Annotated in this window: 23 protein-coding genes and 2 tRNA genes; 9 read left to right on the top strand and 16 right to left on the bottom strand. The window is 54.5% G+C overall.

The window, feature by feature from the left end; translation table 11 throughout:
- Positions 1-21 precede the first annotated feature (21 nt).
- The gene (locus Abor_RS01415) at positions 22-357 is read left to right on the top strand and encodes a YegP family protein (RefSeq protein WP_048840051.1); all 336 of its coding nucleotides are present in this window, start codon (positions 22-24) and stop codon (positions 355-357) included.
- Between the two features lie 71 nt (positions 358-428).
- On the opposite strand, the gene Abor_RS01410 is transcribed toward Abor_RS01415, so the two are convergent.
- Positions 429-1,649, bottom strand: a complete 1,221-nt coding sequence (locus tag Abor_RS01410) for a glycosyltransferase (RefSeq protein ID WP_048840050.1) — start codon at positions 1,647-1,649, stop codon at positions 429-431.
- A 19-nt stretch (positions 1,650-1,668) separates the two neighbouring features.
- Complete coding sequence (gene hpnA, locus Abor_RS01405) at positions 1,669-2,664, bottom strand: hopanoid-associated sugar epimerase (protein WP_048840049.1); 996 nt, start codon at positions 2,662-2,664, stop codon at positions 1,669-1,671.
- Positions 2,665-2,873: 209 nt separating this feature from the next.
- Here hpnA and Abor_RS01400 point away from each other — a divergent pair, with 209 nt between their 5' ends.
- Positions 2,874-3,935 carry a lysylphosphatidylglycerol synthase domain-containing protein gene (locus tag Abor_RS01400; RefSeq protein ID WP_048840048.1) on the top strand — a complete coding sequence of 354 codons (1,062 nt, stop codon included), beginning with the start codon at positions 2,874-2,876 and terminating at the stop codon, positions 3,933-3,935.
- A 6-nt stretch (positions 3,936-3,941) separates the two neighbouring features.
- Positions 3,942-4,871, top strand: a complete 930-nt coding sequence (locus Abor_RS01395; protein WP_048840047.1) for a prephenate dehydrogenase/arogenate dehydrogenase family protein — start codon at positions 3,942-3,944, stop codon at positions 4,869-4,871.
- Positions 4,872-5,079: 208 nt separating this feature from the next.
- Here the strand turns inward: Abor_RS01395 and Abor_RS01390 are convergent, their stop codons facing one another.
- The 3 genes from Abor_RS01390 to Abor_RS01380 form a co-directional block, all read right to left on the bottom strand.
- Positions 5,080-5,928 (bottom strand): tetratricopeptide repeat protein, encoded by an 849-nt coding sequence (locus tag Abor_RS01390; protein ID WP_048840046.1) that lies wholly within the window; start codon positions 5,926-5,928, stop codon positions 5,080-5,082.
- A 3-nt stretch (positions 5,929-5,931) separates the two neighbouring features.
- Positions 5,932-6,057: a type B 50S ribosomal protein L36 gene (gene ykgO / locus Abor_RS01385; RefSeq protein WP_003625637.1), complete on the bottom strand. Its 126-nt coding sequence runs from the start codon at positions 6,055-6,057 to the stop codon at positions 5,932-5,934.
- A 160-nt stretch (positions 6,058-6,217) separates the two neighbouring features.
- Entirely contained in the window at positions 6,218-7,168 is a 951-nt protein-coding gene (locus Abor_RS01380; protein ID WP_048840045.1) for a hydrogen peroxide-inducible genes activator, read from the bottom strand.
- 213 nt (positions 7,169-7,381) lie between these two features.
- Here Abor_RS01380 and Abor_RS01375 point away from each other — a divergent pair, with 213 nt between their 5' ends.
- Together Abor_RS01375 and Abor_RS01370 are read left to right on the top strand one after the other, a co-directional pair.
- Entirely contained in the window at positions 7,382-7,924 is a 543-nt protein-coding gene (locus tag Abor_RS01375; RefSeq protein ID WP_048840044.1) for a peroxiredoxin, read from the top strand.
- A gap of 311 nt (positions 7,925-8,235) precedes the next feature.
- Complete coding sequence (locus Abor_RS01370; RefSeq protein ID WP_048840043.1) at positions 8,236-8,766, top strand: alkylhydroperoxidase, AhpD family; 531 nt, start codon at positions 8,236-8,238, stop codon at positions 8,764-8,766.
- A gap of 203 nt (positions 8,767-8,969) precedes the next feature.
- On the opposite strand, the gene Abor_RS01365 is transcribed toward Abor_RS01370, so the two are convergent.
- From Abor_RS01365 to ppa, 4 genes are all read right to left on the bottom strand, one after another.
- A tRNA-Asp gene (locus Abor_RS01365) sits at positions 8,970-9,046 on the bottom strand.
- A 251-nt stretch (positions 9,047-9,297) separates the two neighbouring features.
- The gene (locus Abor_RS01360) at positions 9,298-9,906 is read right to left on the bottom strand and encodes a YceI family protein (protein WP_048840042.1); all 609 of its coding nucleotides are present in this window, start codon (positions 9,904-9,906) and stop codon (positions 9,298-9,300) included.
- 76 nt (positions 9,907-9,982) lie between these two features.
- Positions 9,983-10,825 (bottom strand): DODA-type extradiol aromatic ring-opening family dioxygenase, encoded by an 843-nt coding sequence (locus tag Abor_RS01355; RefSeq protein ID WP_048840041.1) that lies wholly within the window; start codon positions 10,823-10,825, stop codon positions 9,983-9,985.
- A 216-nt stretch (positions 10,826-11,041) separates the two neighbouring features.
- Positions 11,042-11,569 carry an inorganic diphosphatase gene (gene ppa / locus Abor_RS01350; RefSeq protein ID WP_048840040.1) on the bottom strand — a complete coding sequence of 176 codons (528 nt, stop codon included), beginning with the start codon at positions 11,567-11,569 and terminating at the stop codon, positions 11,042-11,044.
- 153 nt (positions 11,570-11,722) lie between these two features.
- On the opposite strand from ppa, the gene Abor_RS01345 reads away from it, so the two are divergent.
- The 3 genes from Abor_RS01345 (at position 11,723) to Abor_RS01335 (ending at position 14,169) form a co-directional block, all read left to right on the top strand.
- Positions 11,723-11,796: transfer RNA gene (locus Abor_RS01345), tRNA-Ile, on the top strand.
- A 59-nt stretch (positions 11,797-11,855) separates the two neighbouring features.
- Entirely contained in the window at positions 11,856-13,535 is a 1,680-nt protein-coding gene (ettA, locus tag Abor_RS01340; protein ID WP_048840093.1) for an energy-dependent translational throttle protein EttA, read from the top strand.
- Between the two features lie 130 nt (positions 13,536-13,665).
- Positions 13,666-14,169 carry a GNAT family N-acetyltransferase gene (locus Abor_RS01335; protein WP_048840039.1) on the top strand — a complete coding sequence of 168 codons (504 nt, stop codon included), beginning with the start codon at positions 13,666-13,668 and terminating at the stop codon, positions 14,167-14,169.
- 163 nt (positions 14,170-14,332) lie between these two features.
- On the opposite strand, the gene Abor_RS01330 is transcribed toward Abor_RS01335, so the two are convergent.
- From Abor_RS01330 to queA, 7 genes are all read right to left on the bottom strand, one after another.
- Entirely contained in the window at positions 14,333-14,956 is a 624-nt protein-coding gene (locus tag Abor_RS01330; protein ID WP_048840038.1) for an MlaC/ttg2D family ABC transporter substrate-binding protein, read from the bottom strand.
- Between the two features lie 7 nt (positions 14,957-14,963).
- On the bottom strand, positions 14,964-15,833 hold the full coding sequence (locus tag Abor_RS01325) for an MlaA family lipoprotein (protein ID WP_084594311.1): 870 nt from the start codon (positions 15,831-15,833) through the stop codon (positions 14,964-14,966).
- Between the two features lie 284 nt (positions 15,834-16,117).
- Positions 16,118-16,945, bottom strand: a complete 828-nt coding sequence (locus Abor_RS01320; protein WP_048840037.1) for a TerB family tellurite resistance protein — start codon at positions 16,943-16,945, stop codon at positions 16,118-16,120.
- 149 nt (positions 16,946-17,094) lie between these two features.
- On the bottom strand, positions 17,095-17,316 hold the full coding sequence (locus Abor_RS01315; protein WP_048840036.1) for a ribbon-helix-helix domain-containing protein: 222 nt from the start codon (positions 17,314-17,316) through the stop codon (positions 17,095-17,097).
- The gene (gene queG, locus Abor_RS01310; RefSeq protein ID WP_048840035.1) at positions 17,313-18,410 is read right to left on the bottom strand and encodes a tRNA epoxyqueuosine(34) reductase QueG; all 1,098 of its coding nucleotides are present in this window, start codon (positions 18,408-18,410) and stop codon (positions 17,313-17,315) included. Before queG ends, Abor_RS01315 begins: the two co-directional genes overlap by 4 nt.
- 75 nt (positions 18,411-18,485) lie before the next feature.
- A complete protein-coding gene (tgt, locus tag Abor_RS01305; RefSeq protein WP_048840034.1) occupies positions 18,486-19,646 on the bottom strand; it encodes a tRNA guanosine(34) transglycosylase Tgt in 1,161 nt (386 codons plus the stop codon).
- Positions 19,643-20,728 carry a tRNA preQ1(34) S-adenosylmethionine ribosyltransferase-isomerase QueA gene (gene queA, locus Abor_RS01300; protein ID WP_048840033.1) on the bottom strand — a complete coding sequence of 362 codons (1,086 nt, stop codon included), beginning with the start codon at positions 20,726-20,728 and terminating at the stop codon, positions 19,643-19,645. Before queA ends, tgt begins: the two co-directional genes overlap by 4 nt.
- Positions 20,729-20,941: 213 nt before the next feature.
- Between queA and Abor_RS01295 the strand changes: the two genes are divergently transcribed.
- Positions 20,942-21,160 (top strand): hypothetical protein, encoded by a 219-nt coding sequence (locus Abor_RS01295; RefSeq protein ID WP_048840032.1) that lies wholly within the window; start codon positions 20,942-20,944, stop codon positions 21,158-21,160.
- Positions 21,161-21,186 lie beyond the last annotated feature (26 nt).

Below are 21,186 nucleotides of genomic sequence, written 5' to 3'. Positions count from 1 at the left end.
CAACGCAGGGATTCTCGTAAAATGGCTGCAAAATTCGAAGTATTCAAAGATAAAGCAGGTGAGTTCCGCTTTCGTTTGAAAGCCGCCAATGGCGAAATTATTCTGGCCAGCGAAGGCTACAAGCAAAAAGCCAGCGCCGAGCATGGTATTGAATCTGTGCGGCACAATGCCCCAGAAGATGCCCGCTTTGAGCGTAAGACCAGCCACGCTGGCAAGGCGTTTTTTAACCTAAAAGCCCGCAATGGTGAGGTGATTGGCACTAGTGAGCAGTATGAGAGTGAAGCCGGGCGCGAAAAAGGCATTGAAGCCGTAAAAAAAGCCGCTGCCGAAGCCGTACTGCACGACCTAACGCACTAAGGCAAGCAGCACGGTGTTTCGCTAAAAAAGGGAGCCATTTTGGCTCCCTTTTGTTCGGTGGGCTGGGTGTTTTAGTTGGACTGTGTTTTTTGGTGGTGCGGCTCTTGGTCTGCCTGCACATCAACCCTGCCAGCATTGGGTATGGCCTCACGGTAGGCACGGTTTTTCCAGACGACACCACGCCCACGGTAGTGGTTTATGGCAGAACCAATGGTGGCGGCTGTATAGAAAACTGCGACAAACGGGAGTGTTAACGCCCATAGTGGCGAGAGCCGAAAACGGCGCAGGGTTGGTAAAAAAGAGGCCACAGAGACAGCCCATGTTACAAGCCCCACCCAACGTGCTGGCCCATGCCCAAAAACCGCCAAAAGGCTGGGCATAACCCAAACAACCCCCATGGCTATAACGGTTAAAACCAACAAAATGGGTGAAAAATGCAACTGCACATAGGCTGTGCGGGCAATCATGTTCCATACATCTTGGGCGTTGGGGTAGGGGCGTATGGATTTAGCGAGGCAGGAATGCCCAAGATAGAGCCGCCCGCCCGCTTGCTTAACGCACGTGGCTAGTGTGCAGTCATCAATTAACGCACCGCGTAAGGCTTCTATGCCGCCAATTTCTGCCAATGTGTCGCGCCGCAGTAAAATGGTGCCGCCTGCGGCACCGGCCGTGCGGCTGGCTGGGTTATTGACCTTGGCAAAGGGGTAAAGCAGGGCAAAAAAGAACACAAAAGCTGGCACCAGCGCGCGCTCAGCGAGGCTTTCGCATTGAAGTTCCACCATTTCAGAGACCATATGCAGGGCATCGGTCTGGGCTTTGGCGACAAGGGTGGAGATATGGGCTGGGGCATGCACAATATCGGCATCGGTTAGCAGTACATATCCATTTTGTGCGGGGCTTTGGCGGTTGGCTTCTGCAACGCCTTGAGAAACCGCCCAGAGTTTACCACTCCAACCCGGCGCGGGGTCTGCGCCGTCTAGTACGGTTAGGCGGTTAAGGGGGTCTGGCAAGGCCCGGGCCAAGGCGCCGGTTTCATCTTCGCTGCGGTCGTTGACTAATATAAGCGACAGCTTGCCGGGGTAATCTTGTGTGAGGAGAGAGGAGAGGGCGGTTTCAATCGCTTCTGCCTCATCACGGGCGGGAATAACAACCGTGACCTCTGGTGCAATATCGGCCACGTTGGGGGTAGGCGGTGCAGGGCGCAGAATAGGGCCGCCCTGCCAGAATTTGCCGTGAAAAAAGATAAGTCCAACCCAGATAAGGGCAGAAAAAATGGCCAGCCCTAACAGCATGGGACACTTCTCCGTAATTTTATTTTAGCATACCGTTATTGCGGAACCAGGTAATGGCGTCTTCTACCGCTTTGCGGGCTGGGCGCGGGTTATAGCCAAGTTCTTTTATGGCTTTGTCTGATGAGAAAAACATTTTCTTGCGTGACATAGCCAGCATTTCACGCGTGACACGGGGCGAAAAGCCAAAAGAGCGTGAAAGCCATTCAGACGCCACAGCAACCGGCCAGATAACGCCTTGCGGCAGGCTTATGCGCGGCGGCGGCACATGTGCAATTTCGGACACCATGGCAAACAGGTCGCGCAGGAGGTAGTTTTCGCCACCCAAAATGTATTTCTCACCAATGGTGCCGCGTTCAAGGGCGAGAGCGTGGCCTTCTGCTACGTCATCAACGTGCACAATGTTAACCCCGGTATCAACATACGCAGGCATACGGCCTGCGGCGCAGTCCAGAATCATCTGCCCGGTGGGGGTGGGTTTAATATCGCGCGGGCCAACGGGGGTAGAGGGGTTAACAATAACCGCGGGTAGCCCCTGTTCTTTCACTAACCGCAGCACTTCTTGCTCGGCACGGTATTTAGAACGTTTGTAAATGCCAATAACGCCGTGTTCTTGCACGGGGGTTGCTTCATCAGACACGCTGCCATCACCAATAAGGCCCAGTGCTGCAACAGATGAGCAATAGACAATACGCTCAACCCCTGCTTTTTGGGCGGCCAGCATAAGCAGGCGCGTGCCTTCTACGTTGGCGGTCATCATGGGGGCGGGGTCTGGCACCCATAGGCGGTAATCTGCCGCCACATGAAACACATAACGGCAACCTTCAACAGCGCGGGCAAAGGTTTCTGGGCGGGACAGGTCGCCTTCTACCAACTCAGCGGGAATATCGGCAATGTTGCGGCGGTCACTGCCTTCGCGCACCATGAGCCTCAGCGTATGGCCGCGTTCCAAGAGTGTGCGGGCCACGGCAGAGCCTACAAAACCTGTAGCACCAGTTACAAGTGTATGGGCGGTCATAGTAAAGTGCGCTCCCGTAGGGGTATGAATGATAGGGCGAAAGAAGCCCGAACGTCTGGTCTGTTTCTTTATCCTGCTGCCTGAGGTGGCGCCAGACCCCGTGCTAGTGTAAGTGATCGAACTCGTAAAAACACACCCCCCTGTGTACGACCCTTTACTAAGGGACACAGGTGCTTAGGGGGCTAACTCGGGTAGACAGAGCTTAGTCATTGAAGAAACTCACTTTTTTCCTAACTTTGCTTGGCCTGGTGGCCATTACTGCAGCCATGGCATGGAGCGGCTTTGGCTCTGTTGTGCATGCTGTCATGCGTATTGGTCTAGGCGGCTTCCTTCTTATGGTATGCTGCCAGTTGGTGGTAAACGGCGTGCTGGGGCTGGCTTGGCACGCGGCTGTACCGCAAATTCATTATTTACGCCTGCTCGGTGCCCGCATGGTGCGTGATGCTGCGGCAACATGCCTGCCGTTTTCGCAGCTTGGGGGCATTGTTATTGGTATAAGGGCCACATGCTCCGGGCATGGCCTGCATACTCGTGCCTCTAGGCAAGTTGACCTGCCAGAAGCTACTGCCGCTAATTTGGTTGATATTACCACCGAGGTTATGGGCCAAACTGCCTTTGTGCTGCTTGGTGTGGCCTTTTTGGTGGCCCACCAGCGTAATAGCCCCTTTGTTGTGCCGGTTATTATTGGTGCCGTGTTTTTAATGTTTGGCACAGCCGGGTTTATTTGGACACAGCGCCATGGTGGCAATTTATTTCGCAAACTAGGTAAGAAATTTACCAGTAGCCTTGCCGCGCAATGGCACGAAAACCTGCTGAGCGGGGCCGATAACCTGCAAGAGCGTATGGAGGCTGTTTGGAGCCACCCGCTCCGTATTTGTGGCTCTGCCGCCTACCATCTGCTGGGGTGGTTGGGTAGTGCGTGCATGTTGTGGTTAACCGCAGGCTTTTTGGGAGCGCACCTGACCTTCCCCAATGCTATTGCGGTTGAAGGGGTAACTTGTGCGGTTATGTCTTTAGGGTTTTTGGTGCCTGGTAGCCTTGGCGTGCAAGAAGGGGCCTATATTGCCCTAGGCCATGCTTTTGGTATCGACTCGTCTGTGTCTTTGGGGCTTTCGCTGCTGCGCCGTGGGCGTGAGTTGGCTATTGGTATTCCGGTACTGTTGTTGTGGCAGTTTATGGAAATGCGCGGCTTACGCACTGCCGAGCAAAAGGGGCCTGTTAACGCGCCAGAAGGGCCTTACACGCCAGCCCCTTCAGTTGTGAAAGAATAACCCGCCGTGACCCCTGCTACCCCCGTACCTGCTGTAACAGAGAATGCGGCTTTACCCCCAGTGTTTGACACATTGGTTGTTGTTGGGCCGGGCCTTATTGGGTCGTCTGTCTTACGCCGCGCAAAAGAGCGTGGGGGTTTGGCACGCCACGTCATAGCGGTTGATATTGACCCCGCAGTGTGTGCCCGCGTGGCAGAACTTGGCATTGCTGACGAGGTTATGGAAGACGCCGCACAAGCCGCTGCAAAAGCAGATTGCGTGATGCTGTGTGTGCCTGTGGGGGCCATGGGGCCTGTTGCGGCCAGCGTGATACCCGCCATGAAACCCGGCGCTATTTTAACAGAAGTTGGGTCGACCAAGGTGTCGGTTATTGAGGCCATTAAGCCCTTTTTACGGCCAGACGTACCCTATGTGCCTGCACACCCTATGGCCGGAACGGAGTTTTCTGGCCCCGATGCCGGGTTTGCTACTTTGTTTGAAGACCGCTGGTGCCTGCTCACGCCATTAGAGGGCACACCAAGTGCCGCGGTAGAAGCCATACGCACCCTGTGGGAGCGTTGTGGCGCCCGCTTGCGTGATATGACACCCGCCCACCATGACCGGGTGTGCGCCATTGTAAGCCACTTACCGCACCTACTGGCCTTTACCATTTGCGGCACTGCCGATGATTTGGCAGACGAAACCCGCTCTGAGGTGCTGGACTTTGCAGCCTCTGGCTTTAGAGACTTTACGCGTATTGCGGCTTCTGACCCCATTATGTGGCGTGATATTTTCTTGCTAAACCGAGAAGCCCTGCTGGAAATGCTGGCGCGCTTTATGGAAGATGCACAGGCTATGGCACGCGCTATCAGGTGGGGTGATGAAGATTACATTGTTGACCGCATTGAGCGCGGTCGCAAAATACGCAAAAGCCTGATTGAAAACCGGCAAGCCTGACGGACGTGCGAAGCAGTATGCAGGCATAGGGCAATGCTTAGCTGCACCCTTACCGGCCAGCAGCATTGTTGTGTTTGGATGCGGTGGTTTCTGGCTGACAGGCTGCACAATTGTGGCCCAGAAAGAGCGGCTTTGATAACAAAGCGCCTGCTCAGCCGCCTATAGAAAGCCTTTAGAGCAGCTTTTTCATATTTTTAGAAATGAGCCGTTACGTGGGCTGGCCAAAGGCTTTGATGTGTAGGGCATCGAGTCGTTTATGGTTTTTATCGGCCATAGGGTTAAGCTCAAGCACCTTTTGCCACGCTTTTAAGGCGGCGGGGCTGTCGTTACGGTGTTCTTCTACTGTGGCCAGTAAAGACCAGCTTTGGCTGTCTTTGGGGTCGCGCTGTAGGGCGGAGCCTAGGTCTTTAACGGCACCGTTCAGGTCTCCGGCTACAAGGCGCATCTGGGCGCTGGAGCGCCATAAAATGGCTTTGTCGGGCTGTAGGGCCAAGGCATCGGCCATTGCGTCTACCGCGTTGTCTGGCTTGTTGTTGGCAACGTCTTTTTCTGCCCGCCGCAGGAGAAGGTGCGTGGTAGGTGTAAGGTTGGCTGCCCGTAAGGTCTCTAGCATGCCCTCAAGCCTGTGGGCTTCTTCTGGCGTTTTGGCGTGGGCCAGTTGGTCTGCCAGTTGGGCTATCTGTTCTTCTGCGCGTAAGGGTTTAGGGGTGAGCGTGCTTGCTGTGGGAGCACCCGTTGCGGCACTTGGTACTGCTGTGCCGTTAGGGGGGCGCTGTTGTTGCGCCCCTGTGGGCGGTGTTGCAGGGATAGGCTGTGCTGCGGCAGGTATTGGGGGCGGAGGAGTCGTGCTGGAAACTACCGGGGCCGCCTGCGCCACAGTGCATAGCGCAGCAGCGCTACAAACGCTTACACCAAGCACTAAAGCCCCGCATATTGCCTGAGCGTAAAAGCGTAAGGGGGCTTTTAAACGCAAAAACCCGTTTCTCCGGCAAGCGGAAAAACGGGTTGCGCACATGTCATGCGTCTTTAACCAGCCGGAGTGGGCCGGGTAAGGCATAGATTAGCCCTGACGAGCTTTCATGCGGGGGTTCTTTTTGTTGATAACGTAAACCCGGCCGCGACGCCGTACGACACGGCAATCTTTATCGCGCACCTTGGCCGATTTCAGGCTGTTTCTGATTTTCATGGCCCGTTTTTCTCCGCCGATGCTTAATTGAACTGAAACAAGTTGTGAGCGCACATACCGGGCCGGGTTATCGGAGTCAATGTTTTCAACCCCACGCGCACTATTTTCTTTTGGTTTTGTGCCGTTTTCGGGTCTTGAGTGTGCTTTTTTCTCATCAGGTTTACTCTGGCGTTAGGGCTGTATGCTCCTTATGGGGGGCAAGAGCGCTAAAGGCTGTGGCCAGTGTATGGAAGTCTGCTGCGCGGGGGGAGCGTGGCCGCCATGCTAGGCCAATTGTGCGCCAGACCGGTCCGCCTGAGAGGGGGCGCATAATAACCTTGTGGTTTTGCAAAAGCCCACCTTCTGTTGCCAGCGCGGGCACAACCCCTATGCCAAGGCCAAGCTCAACCATGTCTGCCATGGTGTGGAGCGATGTGGCGGTGAAGGTGGAGTCTCCTTCATCTTCAGCGCTGTCCCACCCACGGCCTTGACGGCAGACTGCCAATGTTTGCTCGCGTAGGCAGTGGCCGTCTTCCATCATAATCATACGTTGGTCTTCCAGCCGCTCTACGGGCACGTGCGACAGGCTGGCCAGCGGGTGGCCTTCTGGCATGATAACCTGAAAGGGGTCGCGCCATAGGGGTATGGTCTCTGTGCCGTCGCACAAGCAGGGCATGGCCAGCACCAAAATATCGAGCCGCCCCAGCGCTAGTTTTTCCAGCAAATGCTCGGTGGTATCTTCCGTGATGGACAGCGTGATTTGGGGAAAGCGCGTGCGAATGGTTTTAACCAACGGTGCCACCAAAAATGGCCCGATGGTAGGAATAACCCCGAGTCTGAGCGGCCCTGTTAGGGGTGTACGGGCGGCTGCTGCCAGTTGTGGCACAGCCTCTAGGGCTTCAAGCGCGTGCCTGCCTTTAGCGGCAATTTCATGCCCTAAGGGGGTAAATACCACCTTTTTGCCCACCGTGCGGTCAAGCAATTGGGCGTCGAGCTGGCGTTCAAGCGCCATAATGCCTGCAGAAAGAGTGGACTGCGTAACAGCACATGCTGCGGCAGCCCGCCCAAAATGGCGCAGTTCGGACAGGGCAATAAGGTAGCGGAGTTGCTGGGCAGAGGGCAGGGGGAGCATGGTCAGACCTCAAAATAAAGCAGGGCTGGTAGGCTGCGTCTTGAGTTAGAACGAGGTGTGAGATTTCCCTTTTTCTCACAATCGATCATTTCGATGGTTTTGATATAAAATATTCATTGGCATAAATGGTTATGCCGCGCCATACATACTTACCGTAAGCAACAACACAGATGTGCGGTTGCGGTGTGAACCCACCATGAAGGAGTTAAATTCATGCTGACAGTTGGCGATAAATTTCCAAGCTTTGACCTCACTGCTGTTCCGGGCGGCCCGGAAGGCCTGAAAGGTGAGTTCGTGCAGATTTCTGATAAGTCTGACGCTGGTAAGTGGAAAATTGTTTTCTTCTGGCCAAAAGACTTCACGTTTGTTTGCCCCACAGAAATTGTGGCTTTTGGCAAACTGGCAAAAGACTTTGCAGACCGTGATGCCGTTGTTTACGGCGTGTCTATCGACAGCGAATTCGTGCACCTGAACTGGCGCCTGCACCATGAAGACCTCAAAGGCCTTCAGATTCCGATGCTGGCAGACATCAAGCGCGAGCTGACCGAAGGCACTGGCGTTATGGCAAAAGACGCAGGTGTAGCCCTGCGTGCAACATTCGTTGTCGACCCACAGGGCATTATTCGCCATGTGTCTGTTAACGACCTGTCTGTTGGCCGTAACCCACAGGAAATCGTGCGTATTCTCGATGGCCTGCAGAGCGACGAGCTGTGCCCATGCAACTGGAAACAGGGCGACGACTTTATTAAAGTCTGATCCTTACTCTGGTTGATGTACTGGGCCGGATACCAAGCAGCTTGCTTGTGGTGCCCTGCCCGGTACCGCTTTTTGCAAGTGGGGTTAAACCACTTGCAGAGGGTGCCTGTTAGGGCACGCTCCCGCTGTTACGCAAAGCCCCTTGAATGCTTTGTGCTCTGCCACACCATGTGGCGTGTTGGGCCAGCATACTGGTGGCTTAACTTTCCTGCATAAAAGAATACCCGCCTTGGTCAGTAAGGTGGCGCGTGTGGCGCAGGTGCAAACCCTGTGGTGTTTTTCTGTTCCCTTTTTTTCGTAAGGATTATCAGATGTCCATTGATGCCCTGAAAGACCGTCTTCCCGATTATGCAAAAGACCTGCGTCTTAACATTGGCTCTCTTGTGAATGACGTAACACTCACGCCGCAGCAGCTTGCTGGTACGTTTGTGGCGTCTGCCATTGCGTCTCGCAATGATGACGTTACCAAAGCGATTGTTGCTGAATTTGCTGATAAGCTGACACCAGAAGCCTTGGGGGCTGCCAAAGCTGCTGCTGCCATTATGGGCATGAACAACATTTACTACCGCTTTGTGCATATGGCCGGTGGCGATTACGGCAAAATGCCTGCCCAGCTCCGTATGAGCGTTATTGGCCGCCCCGGCGTTGATAAAGCCGATTTTGAACTGTGGTCTTTGGCGGTATCTGCCATTAATGGCTGCGACCTGTGTGTAACCAGCCACGAAAAAATTGTGCGTGAAGCCTTGGGCGCAGAAGCCGTGCAAACTGCCGTGCGTATTGCCGCGACCGTGCATGCTGTTGCCGTTGCCCTACAAGGTGCTGCTGCTTTGGGTGATGCATAAAAGCAGCCTACAAAGAGCAGTAAAGTCTATGGCCCGGACGGTGTTTCCGGGTCATTTTTTTAGGGTTTACGGTGTCACCTTAACACAGCAGGCCGTGCGCGGGCTGCATAAGGTAAGGTGCGTAAAGAGTGTAGGGAAAAAGAAGCCCCCAAGGGGCCGCGCCCTTTCTCTAAAAAACCAAAATTTTTGATTGTGAGAGAAAGTGGCGCGAGTGACGGGGCTCGAACCCGCGACCTCCGGCGTGACAGGCCGGCGCTCTAACCAACTGAGCTACACCCGCAGTCCAGACGCTCATCAGAGAGTGATGTGCGTTGGTATGTCGCGTCTTATAACGGGATTTTTTTGTTTGGCAACCGGCTTTATGAAAAAAAATGCAGTTTAGTGTTTTTTTCTTCCGTGGCAGCGGGTTAGGGGTTTTGTGTGCTGTAAAAGCAGCTCCCGCCTTTGTGCACATAAAACAAAACCCCACCCTGTAAGGGGTGAGGTTTTGCAGGCAACGCTATAGGCAAGCTGCTTTAGCAGAGCAGGGGCTTAGGGTTGTTTTTCAAAAGCACCAGATAGGGTTAAGGTTACGTCGTCTCCCACAAGTGGGACGTATTTTTTAACATCATAGTCGCTGCGTTTTAGGGTGCCTGTGGCTTTAAAGCCTACCGTATAGGCTTTATCCATTGGGTTGGTGCCAGACCCAACATACTGGGCGTGTAAGGTAAGCGGCTTGGTAATACCGTGCAGGGTAAAGCTGCCGGTAATGGTTGCGCCCCCTTTACCATCTGGCTCTACTTTAGACGAAACAAAGGTGGCCGTGGGGTAATGGGCTGCGTCAAACCAGTCTGCGCTTTTTAGCTCGTCTGTGAGTTTGCCGCTGGTGGTCTGCACGCTGCTAACGGGTATGGTAACGTTTAGGCTAGAGGTGGCAGGGTGTGCGGTGTCTAGCTTGAGGGTGCCGCTGGCGTCTGAAAACAGGCCATAATACGGGGTAAAGCCAAAATGCAGCAAAGAGAAAACAACCTGTGTGTGCGTTGGCTCTAGTGCATACGTGCCGCTTTGTGCGTCTTTAAACGGTGTAGCATGGGCAGCCGTGCAAACGGCAGCGGTAAGGCTGAGTGTAGCTAAGGTGGCGGTAAAAGCTGCTTTAAACATGAAAACCTCCTGTATTTAGGTGCAAAACAAAAGCGTGGCTGCCCTGTTACAGAGCAAGCGTGTTTGGGCGTGCGGGTTACGTGCCTTGCCCAAACGGAAAACCAAATGTGAAGCCAGATAAGGCTTTGCCCATAACGGCCTCGCTGTAAGTGCGGTGGCCTTGGTCTGGGCCTGCGGCCCCGGCCACTACCATAAGGGGTAGCAGGTGCTCTTCTCTGGGGTGGCAAAAGCGGGCAGTGGGGGCAGTGTGCCACTGCGTTAGGGCTGCGTTACGTTCTTGCTCTGGCAGGCAAGCGGCATGTGCCAGCCATGTGTCAAAGCGTTCAGCCTCGTACGCGGCGTCAGGCGTGTCTGCCATAAAGTGGCGCAAATTGTGGTAGCTCATACCCGCGCCGATAATGAGCACATTCTCATCACGCAGGGGGGTAAGCGCTTGGCCCATGCGAATATGAAATGCCGGGTCGAGTTTTTCCTGCAAAGAGAGTTCGATAACCGGAATATCGGCTTTTTCAAAGGCGACCATGAGGGGAATAAACACCCCATGGTCCCAGCCGCGGGTGGGGTCTGTTGTGGCGGTTATGCCTGCATCTGTCAGCCGTTGGGCTATGGCTGCCGCTAAAGCTGGGGCGCCCGGTGCAGGGTATTGCAGGTGGTAGGTGTGGGGCGGAAAGCCATGATAGTCATAAATGAGGGGCGGGTTGCTAGCGGCGGTGAGTGTGGGGGTAGGCGTTTCCCAATGGCCAGAGACAATTAAAATGGCATCTGGTTTTTGGGGTAATGTTTGGCTGATACCACGCAGGTAAGCGGCCATGTTGTCCCATGTTTTGGGCCAGTCCATAAAAAAGCAGGGGCCACCACCATGGGGTATAAACAGCACGGGTTGGCGCAAAGGGGCTGCGGTTTGGCTGTCGTGTGTCATGGCAGTGTGCAGGCTCCTTCATACCCAAGAGAAGGCAACTGTGACTGCGTTTTGTCGCTTCGATAATATCTCTTTTTGAGAGAACATTTCGCACTTATGGTGTGAGATTGGGTGCGTTAGGGGCACAAAAAAGCCGGAGGGTGCGTTGCACCGGCTCCGGCTTTTGGGGTGTATGCGCCTAACCCTTACAAAAAGTAGGGGCGCATGGTGGGCTGGTTAGCTCTTTTTAGCGGCTTCTACACCTTGGCGGATAAAGTCAGCTGCTTCTTCACGGCTGCCCCAGCCGGTTACTTTTACCCATTTGCCGGGTTCAAGGTCTTTGTAGCGGGTAAAGAAGTGCTCAATGGCTTTAACGGTAATTTCTGGCAGGTCAGAAATGCTTTCCACTTTGCTGAACTGCGGGTGGATCTTGTCGTGCGGGACGCAAATAATTTTTTCGTCCTGACCGGATTCGTCTTCCATTTTCAGCACGCCAATCGGGCGTGAGCGGATAACAGAGCCGGGCACAACGTTAGAGGGTGTTAAAACCAGTGCGTCTGTGGGGTCGCCATCGGCGGCAAGGGTGCCGGGAATAAAGCCGTAAGCGGTGGGGTAGGCCATAGGGGTAAACAAAAAACGGTCAACAAAAATAGCGCCGCTGTCTTTGTCTACTTCGTATTTTACGGAAGAACCCTGCGGGATTTCGATCACGACGTTAATGTCGAAAGGCACGTCTTTACCGGGTGAAATTTTTGACACGTCCATAACGCTACTCCAGCACTAAAAATACGGATGGCCGACCCTATCTGGCGCAATGCAACTTGCCAAGTCAGAAGGCTGGAAGGTTTTTTGTGTGTTTTCATGCACTCAACCCTTGCCAAATGCGTCAGGTTGCGTAAATCAGAGACCCACCTGTGTGCGCCTGTAGCTCAATTGGTTAGAGCGGGCCGCTCATAACGGCTAGGTTGCGGGTTCAAGTCCTGCCGGGCGCAGGTTTTTCTTTTTACGTCCTTATATGGCGCGCCACCATTCCATTTGCGGGGGTCATCTCATGGCATCTTATCAATACGTCTATGTGATGAAGGATCTGACCAAGTCTTATCCGGGTGGGCGCGAAGTTTTTAAAGGCATTACGCTCTCCTTCCTACCGGGCGTAAAAATTGGTGTTCTCGGTGTTAACGGCGCCGGTAAATCTACCTTGCTTAAAATTATGGCCGGGATTGATAAAGAATACGGTGGGGAAGCATGGGCCGCTGAAGGCGTTAAAGTTGGCTACCTTGAGCAGGAACCCCAACTAGACCCTAAACTGACAGTTGGCGAAAACGTAGCACTTGGCTTTGGCGACCTGAAAAAAGCCGTTGACCGTTTTAACGAAATTTCCATGCGCTTTGCCGAGCCCATGGAAGATGCAGAAATGAACGCCCTGCTGGCCGAACAGGCTGAATTGCAGGAAAAAATTGATGCCGGTGACGGCTGGGAGCTTGACCGCAAACTTGAAATTGCGCTTGACGCTCTACGTTGCCCTCCGGCAGATAGCCCCGTTGATAAACTGTCTGGTGGTGAGCGCCGCCGTGTGGCCTTGTGCCGCCTGTTGATTGAAAAACCAGACATTTTGCTGCTTGACGAACCAACCAACCATCTGGACGCAGAAAGTGTTGCTTGGCTCGAAAAAACGCTGCACGACTATCAAGGCACTGTCATGGTTATTACCCATGACCGTTACTTCCTGGACAACGTGACCAACTGGATTCTGGAAATCGAGCGTGGCCGCGGTATTCCGTTTGAGGGCAACTATTCTTCTTGGCTGGAGCAGAAGCGCAAACGCTTGGCTCAGGAAGAGAAAGAAGAAAGTGCACGCCAGCGCGCCCTTGCCGCCGAGCAGGAATGGATTGGCTCCAGCCCCAAAGCGCGTCAGGCTAAAAGCAAGTCTCGTATTGCACGGTATGAAGAAATGCTGGCCAAAAGTGCTGAAAAGCAGAATGGCGTGGCTGATATCGTTATTGCTCCCGGCCCCCGCCTTGGTGGCACGGTTATTGAGGCCGACCATGTCTTTAAGGGCTTTGGTGACCGCCTCTTGATTGATGACCTGAGCTTTAAGCTGCCGCCTGGTGGCATTGTTGGGGTTATTGGCCCCAACGGTGCTGGTAAATCGACTCTGTTCAAAATGATTGTGGGTGCAGAAAAACCCGATTCTGGCGAACTGAAAATAGGTGAAACGGTTAAGCTGGGCTATGTTGACCAGTCCCGTGATGATCTCGATCCGGACAAAACCGTCTGGGAAGAAATTTCTGGCGGTACGGACGTGATCTACTTGGGTAAACGCTCAGTTGCTTCACGCGCTTATGTGGGTGCTTTTAACTTTAAAGGCTCAGACCAACAGAAAAAAGTTGGCATTTTGTCTGGTGGTGAGCGTAACCGCGTACACTTGGCTAAAATGCTACGCCAAGAAAGCAACGTGCTGCTGCTTGACGAACCTACCAACGACCTAGACGTAGATACCCTGCGCGCACTTGAGGAAGCCTTGGCTGAGTTCCCTGGTTGTGCTGTGGTTATTACCCATGACCGTTGGTTCCTTGACCGTTTGGCAACGCACATTCTGGCGTTTGAAGGTGATTCCCACGTTGAGTGGTTTGAAGGTAATTTCCAGGCTTATGAAGAAGATAAGCGCCGCCGCCTTGGGGCAGATGCCACAGAGCCGGGCCGCATTCGCTACCGGCCTATTGCCCGCTAAATAGCATTAGGTGGGTGCTTGGTGTGGCATCCATCTGGCTTTTGCATAAGATGCTGCCCTAACCTTGGCCCTGCCTTTTTAAAAGGCAGGGTTTTGTGTATTTGGTCTTGTGTGTGTAAAGGGGCTGCTCATGGCTGATGCCCGGACAGTGTGTACGGGGCGTCTTGTTTTACGGCCTGTTACATGGCGCGACATGGACGATATGGCACGCCTTAAAGCAGATGGCGGTGCTTTTGGGCAAATGCTGGGCGGGGTATGCACGCGCCAGCAGGCTGAAAAAGAAATGGCTGATGATATAGCCTTTTGGGCCTGCCACCGTGTTGGCATTTTTACCATTCACGAACACGGTAAATTTGTAGGCATGACCGGCATACACGACCGGCCAGATGGGCGTGGTTTTGGGTTGCGTTTTGCCCTGTACCCGTGGGCCAGCGGGCGCGGTATTGCCAGAGAGGCCGCCAATGCGGCCCTCAGTTTTACCCATAATGCCGGTATTGAGCGCGTGATTGCTGTTGCTAAAGAGAGCAATCAGGCATCGCGGAGTATTCTGAAAGGCATTGGTATGCATGAATGCGAGCAGTTTATGCGTAACGGCCAAACCATGCTGGTTTATGAAAGTGTACGCACACCATAATTTATGGACAGCCCATAAAAAAAGCACTCCCTAAAGAGTGCTTTTGTAACCAGTTTAAGGCCCAAAATCGGGGCGGCTAAACACTTCTGTCTTAACCAGCTTTAGCCTACCGCACGATGGTGTGGCGGCAGGCAAAGCGTGTTGGGCAGGAAGTGTGGCCCGATTAGTGAGCGTCTGGTGTGTGGTGGGCAATCTGGCGTTTTAGGGCGTTAATAAGCGCACCCACGTTACCGCCGTTACGCGCAATGTAAGAGGAATAGTCTTGGCGCTGTGTCAGGCGCAGGCTTGCCCCTTCGCCTACAACGTCTACCACTTTGTCGGTACCGCTTGCGTTGCTAATAATCCACTGCATGGTTGCTGGGGGCTGCTGTGGGCGTACCAGGGTGGCATCAACAGATTCGTCGTCGCCAGATTTGGTTACGTTGCCAATGGTAAAGCTTACGCCACGGTAGTCACCTAGTTTATCGGTAATGGCGTTTACCAGCACTTGGTGAAACAGGCCGATATATTCTTTTTGCTGTTCGGGTGTGGCTACTTTCCAGTAGCGGCCCAGGCAGTAACGGCCAATGGCATCAATATCGACATTTTGCTGGATAAGCGGCAGCACCTGCTCTTTCTTTTCAGAAAGTGGAATGGGGCTGTTTACAATAGCGACAAGTTTGTTGCCGAAATTTTCAATAAACTGGCGTGTGTTGTGTGCTGCGCGTGCTGGCAAAGCTGTCAGGTTAGCTGCACACAAAAGTGCCAGAGAGCCGAGAATAAAGCGGCGGCCAGAGAAAAATTTCATGTCGGTGCTACCCTTGTTGTCTATTCTTGACATGATACCACAGCGGCACGGTGGCGCGGTGGTCGTTCTTGATGGCTTCAGCCTGCGCTTTACGCTGCTGCTGATAGGCACTGCGAATGGTTGCGTAGGGGTCAAGCGCGTCACGCTGTAAGGCGTCTAGGTCGTCCAGATGTTCTGAGCGGCCGTGCACAACCCCCATCATGTTATAGGCCCAGTTAAAGCTGATAAGCCCATAGCCACGCGGTACATAGTTCCAGGGTGAGAGCCCCTGATCAATACCGTAACCGATACCATCACGGAAGGATGATGGCCCCATGGGTAAGAACAGGTACGGGCCAGAGGGCACGCCCCAGTTGGCCATGGTTAGGCCTGCATCGTTATCGTGGTGCGGGAAGCCCGCCATTTTGGCGACATCGATTAACCCGCCAATACCCACAGACATGTTAATGCACCACCGGGCAAATGCATCACCCGCACGGCGTGGGCGGCCTGCGCCTACGTCGTTAAAGAACACAGATGGTTCGTTCATGGTGGTAATCATGTTGCCCAAGGAGTTACGCACCGGGTGCGGTACAGCCCACACATACGCTTTGGCCACTGGCCGGAGCGCCCATTTGTCGAACTTCATGGTCAGGTTATAGACCTTGCGGTTCAATGGCTCGTAGCGGTCGTTGGCTTGCTTGTAGTCTTCAAGGGCGTCTGGGTCTTTGGGAACAGGGGCTTCAATGCTGCTGCACCCAGCAAGTGCAAGCACAGACAGCACCAGACCAGCGCGGCGTGGCGAAAAGCGGCGAGAAGCCGAAGTGCCTTGAATGGCCTGAGCGTTATGTGCCTGACCACGAGGGCGAATTCGTTTGCCGTTCCGTCCAGAATTCATTGCCGCCTTCACCTTCACCCTGTCACGTATCCTTGAGTAACATCCCAACCGGTATGGCTAGGCGCTATCCTGCCGCACTGTCTACCACGAGAACGGCACTACGCAATGCAGGGCTTCTCTGCACGGCAGGCAGGGTTAAGGAAAAGAAGCGCCTTAGGGGCCTTTGAGTTCTCTTACGCTTAAAAATTTTTACACATCTGTTGCGCGAATGTCGCAGGGTAGTGCGGCGTACAAGCTATATTAAGTGCACACGCTACAGGCTGGCTGTTGTGTGGGTGGTGCGCTTATAAACCCCGTTCGCGCTTGATCAGATCCCACGCGGCGTTGATTCGCGAAATTTTAGCCTCAGCCTCTGCAATTTCGGCGGGGGAGGCTTGGCGGGCTGTCATCACGTCGGGGTGATATTGCCGTACCAGCACTTTCCAGTGCGCCCGGATTTCATCGTTGGTGGCAGACGACTCGATACCCATAATGGTGTAGGCGTCATCTTCTACCATGCTGGGGCGGGCGCGGCCTTGCTCGGCCCGCTCCCACGCGCCTTTGCTCAGGCCAAAGAGGGCGTGCACACGGTGTAAAAAGCGGGTTTCTTCTTTGGTAAGGGGTTCCCCCTTGGCCAAGTCTGCACGGGCAATGGCAAATAATATGCCCAGCAGGTCTTCTAGCGGTTGTTTTTCGGTGGCGTAGGCATGGCCAAGTTCGCGGGCAAAGGCCTCAAAGTCATCTGTGCGTTGGCGGGCCATGTCAAACAAGCGCCCAAGCTCGCGCATATTCTCGTCTGGTACCCGAAAGCGCAATTTAAACGCATCTATTTCTTTGCGGTTTACCGGGGCGTCGCACTTGGCCAGCTTGGCGCACAAAATAACGCTGCTTAGCCCGTAAAGCTGTTCTTTTTTGCCCATGGCGGCAGCCAGTTTGGCCGCCATAAAGGTTGCTGCACCGCTGGGGTCTGGGTTTGTGCGGGCGGCAAAGCGGTCGCTCCAGCCGCCGGTGGGTGGGTTTAAAAGGGTACCTTTATCGGCTGCGTGCCCTAACGCCGCACCTAAAGCAGCCCCAACCGGGCCGCCCATGGCAAACCCGGCTACACCACCAAAAACTTTACCCCAAATAGCCATACTGTTTGTCTTTAACCTTGTTTACGCACAGCGCACAGAACGCACCACACACCGTTACGTGCCACCATAACAAGCATTTACCCTGCAGGAGAAGGCAACCATAAGGCAGGGCTGGCATAAAACGGCTGCCCACCCCGTAAAAATGAGCGTTATGGCTGGTTTTGTAGGCTTTTAAGTGCAAACACCCGCAAGGCAGAGGCCAGAGACTGGCTTGGTGTGCGGGCGGCATCAATACTGGCAACAAGTGCGGGTAGTGGTTGTTTTTTTTGGGCAGCGCAGTGCTCAAGCACCTGCCAGAACTCATTTTCAAGCGCAACGCTGGTGTCGTGGCCAGAGAGAATAAGGCTGCGTTTACGCAGGTGGGCACTCATGGTGGTAAGCTTTCCAAACAGGTAACGGCCCAAGTGGCGGCTTCTGCCACAATGGGGTCTGGGTCTTGGCGCAGGGCTGCGGCATATGCCAACAGGTCTTTTTTACCACTATTGCCAATGGCTGTCAGAACATTCCGAATAAAGCGGTTACGCCCAATACGTTTAATGGGCGAGCCAGAGAAAAGCTGCCTAAACGCGGTATCATCTAGCTGCACAAGGTGGGCAAGTTCTGGTGCCAGCAGGTCTGGTCGGGGTTGAAGCTTGGCGTGGCGCGATGTTTTGGCAAAGCGGTTCCAGGGGCACACGGCCAAGCAGTCGTCGCAGCCATAAATATGGGTGCCTATGGCGGGGCGTAGGTCGTGCGGTATGGGGCCTGCGTGCTCTATGGTCAGGTAAGAAATGCAGCGTTGAGCATTTAGAGTGTAGGGAGCCGGAAAAGCCTGCGTAGGGCAGGCGGTTAGGCAGCGCGTACAACTCCCACACTGCCCGCCAGACGGGGGCGTGGTAGGCAGGGCTAGCGTTGTATAAATTTCGCCCAGAAATAACCAACTACCATGCGTGCGAGAGACAAGGTTGGTGTGTTTACCCTGCCAGCCCAAACCTGCTTGGGCGGCAAGCGGTTTTTCTGCCACGGGGGCCGTATCGACAAACACTTTTACCTGTGGTGGGGCAGCATTGCCATGTTTGGCTAGGGCCGCTTGGCCCTCTTTCACCACATATTGGGCAAGGTGTTTGAGCATGCCTTTAATAAGGTCGTGGTAGTCTCGGTGGCGCGCATAGACAGAAATATTGCCGCATTCTGGCCGCTTTAAAGTAGCCAGAGCATCACCTTCTGGCGCGTAAGAAACGCCAAGCGCAATAACGCTTTGGGCCTCTGGCCATAGGGCTTGTGGGTGGGTACGTTGTGCGCTGCGCTCTGCCAGCCACCCCATTTCACCGTGGTAGCCTTTTGCTAAAAAATCGGCCAAGCGGGCGCGCACTTCTGGCCCAAGGTGGGCTGGGCAAAAGCCAATGGCGTCAAACCCAAGCGCTAAGGCCTTATTGCGTATGTTGTCTGCTAAGTTTTGCAGGGCAGGCGCTGGGGCTTGGGTCACGGAGGGGGCAGGCCTTTACGCTAAACAAATCAAATGCGCCACACACCACAGGCTTAGGGGTGTTACCCCCGTTTTTTAGGCCACGGGGGGTATGTGGGGTTGAGGCATTTCGTCCTCAGTCCAGTCTTCAGCCGCCCATTCGGCACGTAGGCGCGTTGCGAGGGCTTCGAGCTGCCCTTCAAGAATGGCAGCGCGTATTTGGCGCATGAGGCGCTGGTAATAGGCAATATTGTGCCATGTAAGCAGCATAGGGCCAAGAATTTCGTTGGCGCGAAAGAGGTGGTGCAAATAAGCACGGCTATGGCGTGTGCAGGCCAAGCAGTCGCAGTGGGGGGAAATGGGGCGTGCATCGTTTGCGTGCCGGGCGTTGCGCAGGTTAAGCGTACCGCGCTCTGTATAAGCGCGGGCTGTGCGGCCTGCGCGGGTGGGCATTACGCAGTCAAACATATCGACACCGCGCATAACACTGCCCAAAAGGTCGTCTGGGGTGCCAACGCCCATAAGGTAGCGCGGGGCGTTAGTGGGCATAAGGGGCACGGTGGTATCTAGGGTTGAGAACATGAGTTCCTGCCCTTCACCCACCGCAAGGCCACCAATGGCGTAGCCTTCAAACCCGATATCGGTCAGGGCTTTTACACTTTCTGCCCGCAGGTCTGTTTCTGTGCCACCTTGCACAATACCAAATTGGCCGTAGCCTGCGCGCGGTATAAAGGCCTCGCGCGAGCGGGCGGCCCAACGCATGGAGAGGCGCATGGAAGCCGCAATGGCTTCTGGCGCAGCGGGCAGAGCCGGGCATTCATCAAAGCACATGGTAATTGTGGCATCGAGCTTATGCTGAATGTCTGTCGAGCTTTCAGGCGTTAAGCGGTGGGTTGAGCCATCTATGTGCGACTTAAAGGTAACGCCGTCTTGGTCGAGCTTACGCAACGCCCCAAGAGACATAACCTGAAAACCCCCTGAGTCTGTTAAAATAGGGCCAGACCAGTCCATAAATTTATGCAGGCCGCCGAGTTGCTGCACGCGCTCTGCGCCGGGGCGCAACATAAGGTGGTAGGTGTTGCCCAAAACAATACCCGCCCCTGTTGAGCGCACGGCATCCATGGTCATGGCTTTAACGGTGCCAACTGTACCCACGGGCATAAAAGTGGGGGTGGCAACGGGGCCATGGGAGGTATGGAGCATACCAGCACGGGCTGCGCCGTCTGTGCTTTCGCAGGTCCAGTGAAAACGGCTCATGACGGCACTCCGGTTTCGGGCTTGGGGGTATGGATACTATGGGCGCAGCGCAGCAGGCAGGCATCTCCATAGGAATAAAAGCGGTAGCCGGTTTGTACGGCGTGCTCGTAGGCAAGGCGCATTCTGTCCTGCCCGGCAAAGGCGCTTACCAGCATAAACAGGGTTGAGCGCGGTAGGTGGAAGTTGGTCATGAGCATATCCACCGCGCGAAAGCGGTAGCCGGGCCTAATGAAAATAGAGGTTTCGGCATTAAAGGGGTGCACTACACCATGCGCGTCAGCCGCGCTTTCAAGCAAGCGCAGGCTGGTGGTGCCCACGGCAATAATGCGGCCCCCGGCTTTACGTACGGCGTTAATACGCTCTGCCGTTTCGGGTGTTATTATGCCGCCCTCTGCATGCATATGGTGTTTTGAAATATCGTTATCCCGCACAGGTAAAAACGTACCTGCGCCAACGTGTAGGGTTAGGGTGCAGCGGCTTGCGCCTGTGTCATCTATGGCGTTGAGCAAGGCCGGAGTAAAATGCAGGCCTGCTGTGGGGGCTGCTACCGCACCCTTATGCTCGGCAAAAATAGTGGCGTAATCGAGTGCATCTTGCGCCGTGGGGCCGTGGGGGCGGTGAATGTAGGGGGGCAGGGCCAGCGCCCCTACGTGACGCAAAAAGGCATCAAATGCCTCACCTTCTGCTGAAAAACGTAAAACGCCACCACCGCCTTCTTCCCGTGCGGTAACGGTTGCGGTGTGGGGGGTGTTGGCAAAGGTTAAGACATCGCCCACGCGTACCCGTTTGGCGTTACGCAGCAGCACATGCCACGATGTATCGGGTAAGATACGGTCTAGGGTAATACCAATATGGGCCTCGCCACGCATGGCCTGTAATTGCGCCCGTATAACGGCTGTGTCGTTAGCGACCAACAGGTCTTGGGGCTGTAACAGGCTGGGTAGGTCTGACACATGGCGGTCTATAAAGGGGCCGTGCAATGGCACGTCCAGAAGGCGTGCGCTTTCACGGGGGCGGGCGGGTTCCTGCGCAATTAGAGTTTCGGGCAGGTGAAAGTCAAAATCTTCTGTACGGTCGCTCATGGCCCGTTGGGTTTACGCAATAGCCTGCGGCAATGCCAGAGGGTAGGTGGCCTGTGGGTGTTAAAATCACCTCTACATCTTTAAAATATGTGGCAGGCGTGGGCGTGGTGCGTGCTCCCTAAAGGGTATGTGTAAGGGTAGGGCTTGAACAACGCGCCTGCAACAGCCAGATTTATCAGGTATTTTTTGACCGATATGTAAGGATATGACCGAATGTCTTATGCTCTACTTGATGCCGCACGCGTAGCAAGTGCTGCCAAAACCTCTTTGGGTGTGCTGCATGCAGCTCAAGAAACCTCTGAAGCGCACCAGCGTAAAGTAATTATGATTGAGCGTATTGAGGCTCTGGCCCGTGCCGCGGCAGAATCTGACGCGGGGAAAGCTGTTACCCTCACGTCTGAAGAATTCTGGCTGATTAGCAAAAACTGGTAAGCCCAAAATACAGTAAGGAGCACAGC

It is taken from the genome of Acetobacter orientalis (assembly GCF_000963965.1).
In the GTDB taxonomy this organism is placed as follows: Bacteria; Pseudomonadota; Alphaproteobacteria; order Acetobacterales; family Acetobacteraceae; genus Acetobacter; species Acetobacter orientalis.
This window is presented reverse-complemented; position numbering and strand designations above follow the sequence as displayed.

Coding starts and splice junctions, on each gene's coding strand:
- Abor_RS01415 (WP_048840051.1), top strand. CDS start 22: ATGGCTGCAAAATTCGAAGTATTCAAAGATAAAGCAGGTGAGTTCCGC.
- Abor_RS01410 (WP_048840050.1), bottom strand. CDS start 1,649: ATGCTGTTAGGGCTGGCCATTTTTTCTGCCCTTATCTGGGTTGGACTT.
- hpnA (WP_048840049.1), bottom strand. CDS start 2,664: ATGACCGCCCATACACTTGTAACTGGTGCTACAGGTTTTGTAGGCTCT.
- Abor_RS01390 (WP_048840046.1), bottom strand. CDS start 5,928: ATGCCTTACCCGGCCCACTCCGGCTGGTTAAAGACGCATGACATGTGC.
- ykgO (WP_003625637.1), bottom strand. CDS start 6,057: ATGAAAATCAGAAACAGCCTGAAATCGGCCAAGGTGCGCGATAAAGAT.
- Abor_RS01380 (WP_048840045.1), bottom strand. CDS start 7,168: ATGCTCCCCCTGCCCTCTGCCCAGCAACTCCGCTACCTTATTGCCCTG.
- Abor_RS01375 (WP_048840044.1), top strand. CDS start 7,382: ATGCTGACAGTTGGCGATAAATTTCCAAGCTTTGACCTCACTGCTGTT.
- Abor_RS01370 (WP_048840043.1), top strand. CDS start 8,236: ATGTCCATTGATGCCCTGAAAGACCGTCTTCCCGATTATGCAAAAGAC.
- Abor_RS01360 (WP_048840042.1), bottom strand. CDS start 9,906: ATGTTTAAAGCAGCTTTTACCGCCACCTTAGCTACACTCAGCCTTACC.
- Abor_RS01355 (WP_048840041.1), bottom strand. CDS start 10,825: ATGACACACGACAGCCAAACCGCAGCCCCTTTGCGCCAACCCGTGCTG.
- ppa (WP_048840040.1), bottom strand. CDS start 11,569: ATGGACGTGTCAAAAATTTCACCCGGTAAAGACGTGCCTTTCGACATT.
- ettA (WP_048840093.1), top strand. CDS start 11,856: ATGGCATCTTATCAATACGTCTATGTGATGAAGGATCTGACCAAGTCT.
- Abor_RS01335 (WP_048840039.1), top strand. CDS start 13,666: ATGGCTGATGCCCGGACAGTGTGTACGGGGCGTCTTGTTTTACGGCCT.
- Abor_RS01330 (WP_048840038.1), bottom strand. CDS start 14,956: ATGAAATTTTTCTCTGGCCGCCGCTTTATTCTCGGCTCTCTGGCACTT.
- Abor_RS01325 (WP_084594311.1), bottom strand. CDS start 15,833: ATGAATTCTGGACGGAACGGCAAACGAATTCGCCCTCGTGGTCAGGCA.
- Abor_RS01320 (WP_048840037.1), bottom strand. CDS start 16,945: ATGGCTATTTGGGGTAAAGTTTTTGGTGGTGTAGCCGGGTTTGCCATG.
- Abor_RS01315 (WP_048840036.1), bottom strand. CDS start 17,316: ATGAGTGCCCACCTGCGTAAACGCAGCCTTATTCTCTCTGGCCACGAC.
- tgt (WP_048840034.1), bottom strand. CDS start 19,646: ATGAGCCGTTTTCACTGGACCTGCGAAAGCACAGACGGCGCAGCCCGT.
- queA (WP_048840033.1), bottom strand. CDS start 20,728: ATGAGCGACCGTACAGAAGATTTTGACTTTCACCTGCCCGAAACTCTA.
- Abor_RS01295 (WP_048840032.1), top strand. CDS start 20,942: ATGTCTTATGCTCTACTTGATGCCGCACGCGTAGCAAGTGCTGCCAAA.